The sequence below is a fragment of the Caulobacter sp. DWR2-3-1b2 genome, assembly GCF_049896345.1.
Classification (GTDB): Bacteria; Pseudomonadota; Alphaproteobacteria; order Caulobacterales; family Caulobacteraceae; genus Caulobacter.
On record NZ_JAFCUC010000001.1, the window covers coordinates 356,444 to 370,135 of the forward strand.

Here is a 13,692-nt window from a genome sequence, read left to right on the forward strand (position 1 = left end):
TGACTGCGTCAAGCCGTGAGCTCTAATCATTTGTTTTGACGCATTTTTCTTCACGCGAACCGGAACCACTTCGCTCGAAAAATGCTCTAGCCTGGAGCAGATCGCCATGTTGGAACGTGAACGGGACGAATGCTCGCCAACCGGCGGCGGCCTGACGGTCCGCGCCTTCAGCGACGACCTCGCCGAGCCATTCTATCGGATCAACGCCGAGTGGATCGAGGAGATGTTTGTTCTCGAGGAGAACGACATCACGCTGTTGTCGAACCCGCGCGAACTGATCATCGACAAGGGTGGGGCGGTGCTTTTCGCGGAGACTTCGGACCTGGGCGTGGTGGGAACCTGCGCCCTGATCAAGATGAAGGACAGCTGGTTCGAGCTGACCAAGATGGGCGTCTCGAAGGCGGCGCGGGGCCGCAAGGCCGGCGAGTTCCTGTTGGCGGCGACCCTGGAACACGCCAAGGCCATGGGCGTCGCCGACAAGCTCTATCTGTTGACCAATGCCAAGTGCGCGGCGGCCATCCACCTCTACGAAAAGCTGGGCTTCCAGCACGACGCCGAGATCATGGCGACGTTCGGGGCGCGGTATGAGCGGTGTGATGTGGCGATGTCGTATCGAGGCTAAATCCTTCTCCGCTTGCGGGAGAAGGTGACGCAAAGCGCCGGATGAGGGGTCGCGTTGACCTGTCCGCCGCCCGCGGTTGAGACGATCCTCGACCCTCATCCGACCTCGCTCCGCCAGGCTACCCTCTCCCGCAAGGGGAGAGGGAAGTGGCGCCCGTCATTTCGGACAGACCGCGTCGCCTTCGTTCGAGGCCAGCTTGACCTCGGTGACCGACAGGGCGAACGGCCCCGACGCGCCGATGACGAACGGCGCGGTGACGTGGTCCATTTTCGCTCCGGCCGCCTGGAAGCAGGACAGCTTGATCTTGACACTGCGCCATTCGGGGCCGGCCGCCTTGGCCATCAAGGCGGTGACATCCAGCGTTCCGCCGCAGGACGCATCCTCGCTGCAGCCGATGCTCATCGTCACCGGTCGGGCCGATCCGGCATCGACGCGATAGCGCAGCTGGACGGCCATGTCGCCCGTGGTTTGGCGCGACAGATCGACGGCCGGACCGTGGATGGACAGCATGCCCTGACCCGTCCACACCGCCTGTTGCCCGTTCTCCTGGGCGCCGGCGTCAATGGCCTTGACCGCGCCCGCCCCCACGAAGTCCATCCGCCAGGGGGCCGGAGTGCGGCCGGCGATGAAATAGCGATCGACGCTGCCGGCGGCCGCCACCGCGCCCGGATCTTCCGGCAACATCCCGACCTTGCCCCCCTTGGCGTAGGACAGGCCGTAGCCATAGGCGAACTGCGGGTCATAGCCGGGCTGGCCCCGGTTCAGCGAACCCTGGTCAGCGCGCTTGGGCCAGGAAAAACCGAGCTTGCCCTGGAAGTCCCGCTTCGGTTTGCCGCCCTTGTCGGCGACCAGCACATCGGCCACCCCGCCCCCCTCGCTGCCGGGCAACCAGGCGGCGACAAAGGCGTCGGAGGCGTTGATCTCGGGATTGGTCCACAGAGGCCGGCCCGACAAGAACACCGAGACCACGGGAATGCCCTGGGCTTTCAGACGCTTGATCAGGGCCAGATCGGTCTTGTCGGCCAGCTGGTAGCCGAGATTGGCGACGTCGCCCTGGAACTCCGCATACGGATCTTCGCCGAACACCACGATGGCGACGTCGGGTTTGGATTTGAACTGGCCGTCCGGCGCGAGCTCGGCCTGGCCGCCGCCGGCCTTGACGGCCTTTTCGATACCGCCCCAGATCGACTGGCCGTGCGGGAAGTCGCTGTTCTTGTTGCCCGTGCCTTGCCAGGTCAGGGTCCAGCCACCGGCCGCCTTGCCGATGTCGTCGGCGGCTCCGGCCACCAGCACCCTGGCCCCCGGCTTGACCGGTAGCACGCCGTCGTTCTTCAGCAGCACCAGCGACTTGGCCACCGCCTCGCGGGCGATGGCCCGGTGATCGGCGGCGCCAAGACGGTCGAACTGGCCCTGCACGCTCGGCGCCACCCGCGCGAACAGGCCGGTCTTGACCTTGACCCGCAGGATGCGCCGCACGGCGTCGTCCAGCCGCGACATCGGGATCTCGCCGGACTTCACCTGGGCCAAGGTGCTCTCATAGAGGGGCTTCCAGCTGTCGGGCGCCATGTACATGTCAAGCCCAGCGTTCATCGCCTGTGGGCAGCTGACGTTGGTGCAGCCCGCGACCTGTCCATGGGCGTTCCAGTCGCTGACCACGAAGCCCTGGAAGCCCATCCGGCCCTTCAGCACGTCGGTGATCAAGGTCTTGTTGCCGGTCATCTTCTGACCGTTCCAGCTGGAGAACGAGACCATCACCGTCAGGATGCCGGCGTCGATGCTGGGCGGGTATCCCTGGGCGTGGATGGCGACCAGCTCGGCTTCCGAGATTCCTGCGTCACCTTGATCCTTGCCCCCTTCGGTGCCGCCGTCGGCCAGGAAGTGCTTGGCCGAGCCGGCAATATGGCCGGCGGCCAAGGGCGCGCCGCGCTTCAACGCGCCCTGCAGACCCAGGGTCATTGGGCCCGAATAGGACTTCACGACTTCCGGGTCCTCGGCATAGCCCTCGTAGCTGCGGCCCCAACGGTCGTCGCGGGGCACGGCGACCGTGGGCCCGAAGGTCCAGTCGCCCCCGACCGCCGCCACCTCCTCGCCGGTGGCCGCGCCGATGCGGCGGATCAGGTCGGGATCGCGGGCCGCGCCGAGGCCGATATTGTGCGGGAAGATGGTGGCGCCGACGATGTTGTTGTGTCCGTGTACGGCGTCGATGCCGAACAGGATCGGGATCGGCGTATGGCCGGGCCGCTGCTCCAGGGACTTGGCGCGATAGGCGTCGACCAGGTCGGTCCAGGCCTTGGGCGCCGCGCGGTCGTCGCCGCCCGGCGCCGAGTTGCCGCCGGCCAGGATCGAGCCCAGCGGATACTTGATCAGATCAGCCGGGGTCATCGAGGCGATGTCGCCCTGGATGGTCTGGCCGACCTTCTCCTCAAGGGTCATCTTGCTCATCAGCCCGCTGATGAAGGCCTCGGTCTTGGCGTCGGTGATCGCCGCCGGACTAGCGGCCTTGGGCCACAGCGTTGGATGGGCCACAGCGTCGCTGGCCCGCGCCGATGCCGGCATCGCCGAGAGACAGGCCGAGACGGCGAGGGCCAGGACCGAAACGCGGCAGGCCAGACGGCGAGGGATCATGAAGCACCTTTGAAAAAAGACGGCGCGGCGAGCAGGACGTCGCCGCGCCGAAGTGGGAGCGCCCTCGCATCGCGAGGGGTCCTGTCACGCAGCCCGCCGGGAGATTGAGCGGACGCACGTTGGGGGGTCGCCGGACAAGCGGCGGCTGAATCGAATAATGTCGGGACACGTTGGTCCGCCGCCCACGAGGGAGCGCGAACAGCATGGTTTCCTTCCCTTGCAACGGAGGCCTTGAGCCCTTCTGTTCCGTGAGGTCACCACAAATTGACAGCGCTGTCTAACAGTTTCTGATAGCGCTAGCATCTATCCTCGTTCCGGCCTCAAGCCGCGACGGCGGCGGCGGCCCACATGCCGTGACGCCTGAGATAATCGACATGGCTTGGCATCGCGCCGACCCGGCCGATGATCTGGGCCTTCATGTTCCGGAACCCCTGGGCGATCGCCTGACTGTCGTGGCCAGCGACCAGAGGGGTGTGGGATTGAGGCCGGATGTTCTGTCCCAGCAAGACCGCCAGCCAGGACGTCGGCGTGAACATCTCGTCGGGATGGATCACCAATTGGCCGCTCTCGCGGAACAGGGCGATGCGGTGGGCCAGGGAGTCGGGGATCGGCATGGTGCGGACATAGGACCACAGCCCCGCGTCGTCGCGGGCCGTGGCGTGGTAGTGCAGGATCAGGAAATCGCGGATCGTCTCCATGTCGGCATGGATGCGACGGTTGAAGGTTTCCCGGTTGGCCGGCGAAAACCTGCGGTCCGGGAAGTGCTGCAGCAGCTTGTTGATACTGGCCTGGATCAGGTGGATGCTGGTCGACTCCAGGGGTTCCAGAAAGCCGCTCGACAGGCCGATGGCGACGACGTTCTTGTCCCAGATCTTGCGCCGGCGACCGGTGACGAACCGCAGCAATCGCGGCTCGGCCAGGGGCTCGCTCTCGAGATTGCCCAGCAAGGTTCCGACCGCCGCGTCGTCGGAAATGAACCGGCTGGAATAGACATAGCCATTGCCGACCCGGTGCTGCAGCGGGATGCGCCACTGCCAGCCGGCCTCGCGCGCCGTCGAGGTGGTGAAGGGCGACAGCGGGCCGTTCAGGGCGCAGGGCACGGCGGCCGCGCGGTCCATCGGCAGATAGGACGACCAGTCCTCGTAGCCGGCCTTGAGGGTCTGTTCGATCAGCAGGCCCTTGAAGCCGGAGCAGTCGATGAACAGGTCGCCCTCGATGCTTTGGCCAGATTTCAGGCGCACGGCGGTGACGAAGCCGGTTTCGGTATCCTGATCGACCCGCACCACCTCGCCCTCCGTACGAACGACGCCCAGACCCTGGGCGAAGCGGCGCAGATACTGGCCGTAGAGGATGGTGTCGAAGTGATAGGCCGAGCCGAAGATCGACATCGGATCGCGCGGATCGTCGCTCTGGCGGTCGAACCGCCCGCCCTTGGCGGCCTGGGCGCACAGCGAATAGTCGTCGAGGGCCAACGCGCCGCCCTCGCGGTCGAGCTTCAGGAAATACTGGAAGAAGTGGCCCATCTCGGCCTTCAGGCCATAGGCGCCGAAGGGGTGGAAATAGCGCTCGCCCAGCCCGCCCCAGTTCTTGAATTCGATGCCCAGCTTGTAGGTCGCCTGGGTCTCGCGCATGAACTCGGCTTCGTCGAGGCCCAGCATGGCGTTGAACAGGCGGATCGGCGGAATGGTCGCCTCGCCCACCCCGACCACGCCGATGTCCTGGGATTCCACGACCTGGATCTGGTAGCGGCGATCCAGCCCGCGCGCCAAGGCCGCCGCCGTCATCCAGCCGGCGCTGCCGCCACCGACGATGACGATCTTCTGGATCCAGTCCGGGTCGGACATCAAACGTCCTCGATAGGTGAGCCGGGATTGATCCTGGGCCCGGCGTTGGGCGCGCTCAAGAGGATGAGCGCGCCCGCCGTTCGGTTGCGTTAGCCGCCGAAGCGGTAGCGCACGCCCAGCGACACGCGGCGGTCGCCCGACACGAAGCGCAGAGGCAGGTTCGAGAACTGCAGATAGCTCTTGGAGTCTTCCTTGGTCAGGTTGGAGCCTTCGAGCGTGACCTTCAGATCCGAGGTGACCTCGTAGGCGACCTGGCCATCCAGCTGGCCGTAGGCTTCGTTATAGATGCCCAGCTTGTGAAGGTCGGCGCCCGAGCCGAAGGTGAAGTTACCGGTATAGGCCTTGTCACGCCAGGCATAGGACAGGCGGGTCGAGAACGGGCCATGCTCGAAATAGCCCTGGACGTTGAAGGCGTTCTTGGAAACGCCTGGAATCGGCAGGCTCTTGGAGAAGTCGGTGAAGTCAGGCGAGCTGGAGTCCGAATAGGTATAGTTGGCGGTGAAGCCGAAGCCATTCTCAAAGGCGTACTGTCCCTGTAGCTCGAGCCCCTTGATCGTGCCGCCCTCGCCGTTGCTCACGGAGTTGAACGTGCCGACAGAAGCGCCCGCCACCGACTGGTCCTTCACCGTCACCGGGAAGGTGTTGGGGACGATGAACGAGTCGATGGTCTTGTAGAAGACGCCGGCCGAGATCAGGCCCTGCTTGCCGAAATAGTGCTCATAGGCGAAGTCGATCTGCGAGGCGCGGAACGGGTTGAGGTTGGGATTGCCGCCGCTGCCGTTGGTGTAGAGGAACTTGTTCAGGTTCGGCCCGGGGGTCGAGGAGCGGGTGAAGTTGTACGACGCGCCCTGGCCCAGGTCGAACAGGTTCTGCGAGGCCACGACGCGCGCCGCGGTCGCCCGGACCTTGTCGTTGTCGTTGATGTTGAACACGGCGTTCAGGCTGGGCAGGACATCGGTATATTCGCGCACGGTCCGCGCCGAGTCCGGGTTCTTCAGGACGCCGTTCCAGCTATCGGTGCCCCAAGACAGCGGCGTGACCGGGGTGTTGGACGAGTCGATGGTCAGCTTGGTGTGGACCACGCGGACGCCCGCATTGATGTGGAACCCTTCGTCGCCCAGGTCGGTCATGACGTAGCCCGAGGTCGTCTCATCCTTGATCTTGAAGGATTCGATTGGGTCCCTGTAGAAGGCCAGCTTGGTCGAGGGATACAGCGCCTGCAGCCAGGCGACCGGATCCTTCATCTGCCCATAGTCCTGGAAGATCGCCGTCACGCCGTGGACATTGTCGGTGACCGCGCGGCCCGGGTTGGAGGCGGCGGTCTGGTAGGGCGTGACCACGGCGGGCGAGTTGCCGAAGCGGCTGCAGTTGTAGAAAGCGATGTCGCACTTCTTCAGGCCGATCGCGCCGTCCTGGAAATAGCCGAGCGGCGTCCAATCGACGAAGGTGCCGTGGTCGGTCGTGCCTTGGGCGCTGGCCGGCAGTTCGCCCTTGGCCGAGTAGTCGGCCAAGTAGCGGCCATAGGTCGAATCGACCTTGTGGCTGGAATAACGACCGCCGAAGCTGATCACCATGTCCGAGCCCTCGCCGAACTCAGGCTTGTACTTGAAGTCGCCGGTCAACGCCTTGTCGTCCAGCTTGGACTTGTCGCCAAACGCCCAGTGCGACTTGAAGAACACCGAACTGGGGGTCGTCATGGCGGTGGCCAGGGCGGCGACCGGCGCGAAGGTCGGGTAGGCGCCGTTGGTGAAGCCGTAGGTGGCCGTCAACGGCGCGGTCGAGTTCGGCGCGAAGCCATTGACGCCGTCGCGCACGCCATATTGCGTGTAGCGCGTATCGACCTGGCCCGACGTCGAGGCGTAGTCGATCTTGGACATCGCCGCGCGAACTCGGCCGCTGAGCCGGCCGCCATTGTCCCAGTCCGCCGAGAACTGGACGTTGTCGGTCTTGGCGTGGGCGTTCTTGGCGAAGCTGTCGCCTTCCGACGAATTGGCGGTGACAAAGCCCGATTGCAGGACGCCGTTATTGTCCTTGGTCAGGCCCTGGGCGTTGTACACCGCGTTTTCGTTGGCATAGGCCCACTTGAGCGAATGTTCGCCAGTGAAGATCTTCAGGTCCGAATGGAACCAGTCGGCGCGCAGCGACAGCGAATCGGAGACGTTCCAGTCGGCGTTGAGCGAGAAGGCGGTGCGCTCGCGCCCTTGGTGACGGTTGTTGCTGTAGCGGTATTCCGGCGACCAGATGTTGCTTGTGCCAGTCTGGACCTGGTTGTTGCCCGTGGCGGTGGGGCGATTGAGAAAGGCCCAGCCACCGCGGTTCTCGCCGCTGAGCACCTCGGTGTCGATCGAGTTCTTGTCATAGGACAGGCTGCCCAGAACGGCGAAATTGTCCGAGAACTTGTGGCCCAGGACCACAGAAACCTGGGGCTTGGTCTTGCCCTTGGTCGAGCCCTTGTTGGCGCGCAGATCGATCGAAAAGGTGCTGTCGCCGCGCACGTCGAGGGCGTTGCGAGTCTTCAGATTGACCGTGCCGCCCAGCCCGCCTTCGATCAGGTCGGCCTGAGGCGACTTGATCACATCGACACCGGCCAGCAGGTCGGAGGGGATGCCCTCAAGCGAATTGGTCTGCTTGATATTGCCTTCGCCAAGGCGGAAGGCCTCAAGGCCGGACAGGAACGTGTCGCTGTTCAGCAGGGTGACGTTCTGGTCCAGACCACGGATCCGCACCTTGGTGCCCTGGCCGTTCTCGCGGTCGATCTGAACGCCCGGCAGGCGCTGCAGCGACTCGGCGATGTTCTGATCCGGGAACTTACCCATGTCCTCGGCGGTGATCGACTCGATGATCTGGTTGGAATGCTTCTTCAGATTCAGCGCGTCGGCGAGCGAGGCGCGGAAGCCGGTCACGACAACCGTTTCAACCTCCGAGGGTGCGTCGGCAGGCGGTGGCGCGGTTTGGGCGGCGGCTTGGCCGGCGGCCATCAGCACAAAGGCCGAGGCGGCGGACAGCAAGGCCGTGCGGGATCGATAAGACATTGTGGTCATTGAGCATTCCCCTGTTTGCGGCAGCAGTTCTCGATCGCGATCAGCAGTGCTGAGCGAGCCAAGACGCAGAGAGTTGAGGGATGCGTGCGCATCCTCCCGTGGATTCCGGCCTTTTAAGCCATGCCGGTAGCATCAACCTATGAGCGCCAGACAGCGCTGTCAATAACTCCATCATATTTCAGAAAGTTGATTTGGTTTATGCGGCTTTTGGGTCACGCTCCGCGAGCGCCGCCATGGCGATGGGCTCCATCAGAGCGTAGCCCTCGCGGGTAGGGTGAACACCGTCATAGGCCAGGCCGGGCCTCATGGCCCCGACGCCGTCTTCCAGCGCCGCGGTGTAGTCGGCCAGCGTCGCGCCGCGTTCGACGGCATAGGCCCGGATCCAGGCGTTGAGGGCCGCGACCTTGGCGGTGGGGCCCAGGCCCGGCCTCCAGGGAAATTCGGCGACCGGCGTCAGGGTGGCCAGCACCACCGCGACGCCGTTGGCCTGGGCCAGAACCGTCATGGCCTGGAGGTTGGCCTTGGTCGCCGCCGGATCATAGGGGCCGGCGTTCTGCGCGATGTCGTTGACCCCGCCCAGGATGTGGACCGCCCGAGGCCGCAAGGCGATCACGTCGGGCCAGAACCGCAGCAGCATCTGGGCCGTGGTCTGGCCGCCTATGCCTCGGCCGATGAAGCCGTTGGTCTCGAAGAAGGACGGGTGAGAATCGCGCCAGCCGCTGGTGATCGAATCTCCCATGAACACCGCCCGCCGCCGCTCCGGCGGCAAGTCGCGATCGACCAGGTTCGCGGCGGCGTAGCGCTGGAGATAGGCCCAGTCTGTGCGCAGCCGCTGTTCCTCCTGGCTCGACGCTGCGGCGACCGGCGCCTGGGCGCGCGCCAGACCCGGCGCGGCGAGGCCTGCCGCCATCAGGGCGCGGCGACTGATCCTCATCGCACGACCGCCATGGCCGGCGTCACGTTCCAGCCGCGCAACTCGACCCTGGCGCCGGCCACCGCGCCCGGATAGCGAACCTCGACCGTCCGTTGCTCGCCCGGCAGCAGCGAGACGTAGTTGTCGGCATAATAGGCCGGCAGGATGCGCTGGCCCTTGCCGTCGACCAAGGTCAGCTTGCCGTTCAAGGCTGGGGTCGAGCCGGTATTGGCAAGCGACACGGTGACCACCGTCTCGGCGCCAGCCTTGACCGAGGCGGCGCGGATCGACACCGGTTGGGCGGCCATGGCCGACAGCTGGCGGCTGCCGGCGGCGTCGCGGCCCAGCCAGTAGAGGTTGCTCGACAGCGCCTTGCCGTCGGCGCTGGCCAGGTCCAGTCGCACCACCACCGCGCCCTGGGCGGCCAGCGGCCCGGCCAGGTCCAGCACCTCGCCCTGGGCGACGGTGTTGGCCGCCGCGTCGATCCGGCTGGACGTGTCGGCCAGGAGTTTGCCGTCCAGGCCCAGCACCCGCGCTCGCAGCGTGGCTCCGGCGATCGGAGCGAGGCCGTTATTGACCGCCTCAAGCCGGTGCTCGGGGAAGTTCATTTGCACGTGGATGGGCTCGGACGCCTTCTGGGTCCCGTAGAAGGCCGCGTGGGTGTCGTAGTCGTGGCTGAGGATCTGCCACATGGTGCTGGGCCAGGCCGGCTGGGTCATCCACAACAGGCGGCCCGACGACTTGGTCCACAGCTCGGCGTTCATGCCCTCGAAGATCGCGCGGTGCGTCTCGTAGTTCATGAGCTGGGCCTTGCGCTCGAAGTCCTCAAGGCTGGTCGGCGCGCCGAGCTTGGCGCTCATGGCGTCGAGGAAGCTCTTGGTCGCGCCGTTCCCGGTCGGATGCCAGTCGTGATAGGCCCAGGTGTCGCTGATCGGCCAGCGGTCCGGCGCGGGCACGGCGGCCTCGAACGCTTCCAGGGTCGGGAACGACGGCGTGCCAACCTCGACCGAAAAGCCCTTGGCGTGCTCGCTGTAATAGGTTTCCGGCTCCTTGTAGCTGTAGGGCCCGCTGTTTTGCAGGTTCACCCGGTTGGAGCTGCCGGTGTACCAGCGGGTGCCGTCCAGATCGTGGACCAGCGCCTCCAGACCTTCATTGAGGATCGGCTGCGGCACGCCCTCGTTGCGGCCGAACCACAGGGCGATCGAGGGGTGGTTGCGATAGCGGCTGATGACGTCGGCGGCGTTGTTCAGGAACAGTGGCACGTCCTGCGGTTCCAGCTGGTAGTCCTGGGTCGAGGCCCAGAAGTCGTTCAGCACCAGCAGGCCGTACTCGTCGGCCAGGTCATAGAAGACGTCCTCGGTGTTCTGCCCCACCCAGTTGCGGATGGTGTTGAGGTGGGCGTCGTGGTGCAGGCGGAAATAGGGCTCGAGGCGCTCGCGCGACACCCGCTTGCGCCAATCATCCGTGCCCCAATTGCCGCCCCGCGCCGCGATCTTCACGCCGTTGACCTTGATGACGAGATAGGGCGTCAGGCCGGTGTCGGGGATGTCGCGGACGGCGGGTGAGGTCGCGCCCACCGGGGTCAGGGAGGTCGCCCAGCCGCCCTCCACCTTGCGGATACCCTCGTGGCTGCCGTCGGTGATCGTCTGGCCCAACTGCCGGGCCTTGGAGAAGTCGACCTCCACCCGTCGCAGGTCGCCATCGGGCGCCATCAGCGACAGCTCGTAGGTCATCTGCCGCAGGCCGATGCGGCTATCCTTCCAGTCGGAGACCTTGCCGTCCACGCTGGCTAGCAGGCGCAATCCGTACAGGGTCTGATCGCCATAGCCGTTGGGCCACCAAAGCTTGGGGGTCTTCACCGACAGCTGCGGGAACTCGGTGGGGGCGAGCAAGACCTCGCTCTTGCCCGGCGCCAGGGTGACGACCTTCTCGACGGCGACCGTGTCGAACGCCGCGCGGACCGTGACCTGAACTGGCGTGTCGGTCAGGTTCTCGACCGGCACGGTAATCTCGACGTCGGCGACGCTGTTGTCCGGCTTGCCAGCCACTTGGGGCAGCGTGGTGACCACATGGCTGTCGCCGATCCGCACGGCGCCGGTCGAGCGCAGCACCACGTCCTGCCACAGGCCGGTATTGCGGTCGCGGACGCTGGGGATCCAGTCCCAACCTTCGCTGGCGATGAAAGTCGGGCCGTCCAAGGCCTGCATCCCCCCGTTCTCACCGACCCCGGCGGTCAGGGACTCCTCGTGGGCGATCCCCGGATGCGGCGGCGGCGAGACCTTGACGGCGATGGCGTTGCGGCCCGGCTTCAGCTTGCCGGTGACATCGAACTGCCCCCGGACGAAGGCGCCCTTCAGGTCGCCCAGCCGCTCGCCATTCAGCCAGATCTCCGCAGCGTAGTTCACCCCCTTGAAGATCAGTTGCTGATGGCGGCCGGCCTGACCGGCGGGGGCGTCGAACTCGGCGCGGTACCAGTAGTCCTGCCTGTTGAGGCTTTCCGGAATGGCGGTGTTGTTAAGGCCGTAGTCGGGATCGGGATAGACGCCGCGATCGACCAGGGTGGTCAACACCGTGCCCGGCGTCGTGGCGGCGTACCAGGCCTTGGCGTCATAACCTGGCGTGGACAGCGCTGTCGGATCGGCCGTGACTTTCGGGGCCTCAGCCAGCGACCAAGCCGCCAGGACCCAGGCCTGATCGCCATCCGGGCGCAGGGCCGGGCCAGCATAGGGGGCGATGGCGGCGGGCTTGGAGAACGGCGCCTTGCTCTTGGGCCGTGTCCAGGCGTCCTGCGGCGTCACTTGGCCGTACATCTGGCGCACCTGGACTGGCCAGGACGGACTGCCAGGCTCGTAGACGGTCAGCGCGGCATCGGGCTTGGCGGCCGCCAGGGTCTTGATCTCGACAGAGCCCAGCGCCCGCGGCTCGGCGGTGAATCCGGCCACTTGGCCGCCGAACGGTACGCTTCCGGCCAGTCCGCGCGGACCCAGCTGCGCTACGGAGGCCGGCCCGACGGGCGTCGCGGCGCCGTCCGCGACCTTTGTCCCATCGACATAGAGCGAGACCCTCGCGCCGTCCGACACCGCCGCCACATGGCGCCAGGCGCCGGCCTGCGCCGCGCCCTGCCCCCTGATCACCGTCGCGCCGACCCACACGGCCGGAACGCCGTTTTCGAGCACCAGGAAGCGGCCGCCCGCGGCCGGGTCGCCGACCCCGGCCACCACCACGCGTCCCGCCGCGATGTTCGACGCCTTGACCCAGCCTTGCAGCGTCCAGGGCCCATCGGCCGGCAGGCTAGCGGCCAGGGGTTTGGCCAAGCCGTCGCCGCCGCGCGGCAGGTCGGCATTGTAAGGTCCGTAGACAGACGATGTCTGGGCGCTGGCTGTCGCGGCGACCAGGGCGGCGCAGGACGCCAATAGCAAGGCGCGTGAAATCCGACGGGCGAACGGGGTCATGGCGTCTTCCTCCTCCTTCAGGCGGCCTCTGATGGCGCGCTCGGCGTGGTTTTCAGGGCGTCAGGGTCGCGGCGGCAGGCGAGCGCAAGTCGCGCGCTGCTCGCCAGGGCGGGCAGCAGGCCTACCAGGGCAAGGAAGCGGCTAGAGCGCCGCATCGGCCTGCGCCTCGGCCAGGGTCCACAGTCGAGCAGCGCCCCGCACGCCGGAAGAGTCGCCCCACTGGGCCGGGGCCAGCCGAGCGTTCCAGCCGTCAGAGAAGACGTGCGGTTCGATGAAGCCCGGCAGCCGCTCATAAAGCTCGACCACGTTCGACAGCCCGCCGCCGAACACGAAGGCGTCGGGGTCGGCGATGTCGCAGATCACCGCCAAGCCCCGGGCGAGACGATCGAGATAAAGGTCGAAGCTGACCACGGCCTGGGCGTCGCCAGCGCGGGCGGCGGCGATGATCGCTTCACCGCTCAGATCCTGGCCAACGCGCGCTGCGTGGTCGCGTTGGAGCCCCGTGCCCGAGATCCAGGTTTCCAGGCAGCCCTGGCGACCGCACCAGCAGGCCGGGCCAGGGCTTTCCGCGACGCTCGGCCAAGGCAAGGGCATGTGACCCCACTCGCCGGCCACGCCGTTGGCGCCCTCGACCAGCTTGCCATCGACCACCAGTCCGCCGCCGCAGCCGGTGCCGATGATCACCGCGAAGACCACGGCCAGGCCCGCCGCCGCGCCATCGACGGCCTCGGACAGCGCCAGGCAGTTGGCGTCATTGGCCAGCCGCACGGGACGACCAAGGCCGGCCTGCAAGTCCTCGCGAAACCGGCGGCCGTTCAACCAGGTGGAATTGGCGTTGCGCATCACGCCGGTGCGCGGCGACACCGAGCCGGGTGACCCGACGCCGATCGTGCCGCGCGCGCCGGCCTGCTGCTCGGCCTTGGCGATCAGGTCCCGAACGGTGTCGATGGCGGCGTCATAGGACCCGGGATTGGGGGCGCGCACCCGGGCCAGGAAACGACCGTCCGGCGCCAGGGCGGCGGCCTCGATCTTCGTGCCGCCGAAATCAACGCCGACCTGGATCAAGCCGTCTTCCTCCACCTGTCCGGAGCGCACGCTGCGGCGCGCTTCCGAGTTCGCTCTTAGCCTTCGACGAATAAAGAAAGCAATTTAAATAATCTATGGCAAGCGGCCCCTATCGCTCGCGGCGCGAGGC

At 66.5% G+C, this 13,692-nt stretch carries 6 protein-coding genes and 1 pseudogene; 1 reads left to right on the top strand and 6 read right to left on the bottom strand.

Annotated features, from left to right (window positions below; all coding sequences use genetic code 11):
* Window positions 1-160: 160 nt before the first annotated feature.
* Window positions 161-622, top strand: a pseudogene (locus tag ACP694_RS01735) (GNAT family N-acetyltransferase); the annotation flags it as partial.
* A 156-nt stretch (window positions 623-778) separates the two neighbouring features.
* Here the strand turns inward: ACP694_RS01735 and ACP694_RS01740 are convergent.
* The 6 genes from ACP694_RS01740 to ACP694_RS01765 all read right to left on the bottom strand — a co-directional run bounded on the left by ACP694_RS01740 (window position 779) and on the right by ACP694_RS01765 (window position 13,562).
* Window positions 779-3,247, bottom strand: coding sequence for a glycoside hydrolase family 3 protein (locus ACP694_RS01740; RefSeq protein ID WP_426009941.1), 2,469 nt, complete (start codon window positions 3,245-3,247; stop codon window positions 779-781).
* Window positions 3,248-3,567: 320 nt separating this feature from the next.
* Entirely contained in the window at window positions 3,568-5,091 is a 1,524-nt protein-coding gene (locus ACP694_RS01745; protein ID WP_426009943.1) for a tryptophan halogenase family protein, read from the bottom strand.
* An 89-nt stretch (window positions 5,092-5,180) separates the two neighbouring features.
* Window positions 5,181-8,132, bottom strand: a complete 2,952-nt coding sequence (locus ACP694_RS01750; RefSeq protein WP_426009944.1) for a TonB-dependent receptor — start codon at window positions 8,130-8,132, stop codon at window positions 5,181-5,183.
* A 196-nt stretch (window positions 8,133-8,328) separates the two neighbouring features.
* Window positions 8,329-9,066: an SGNH/GDSL hydrolase family protein gene (locus ACP694_RS01755; protein WP_426009945.1), complete on the bottom strand. Its 738-nt coding sequence runs from the start codon at window positions 9,064-9,066 to the stop codon at window positions 8,329-8,331.
* Window positions 9,063-12,497 (bottom strand): glycosyl hydrolase 2 galactose-binding domain-containing protein, encoded by a 3,435-nt coding sequence (locus tag ACP694_RS01760; protein ID WP_426009947.1) that lies wholly within the window; start codon window positions 12,495-12,497, stop codon window positions 9,063-9,065. The genes ACP694_RS01755 and ACP694_RS01760 overlap by 4 nt, the downstream gene beginning before the upstream one ends.
* Window positions 12,498-12,638: 141 nt before the next feature.
* Window positions 12,639-13,562: an ROK family protein gene (locus ACP694_RS01765; protein ID WP_426011267.1), complete on the bottom strand. Its 924-nt coding sequence runs from the start codon at window positions 13,560-13,562 to the stop codon at window positions 12,639-12,641.
* Between the last annotated feature and the right edge of the window lie 130 nt (window positions 13,563-13,692).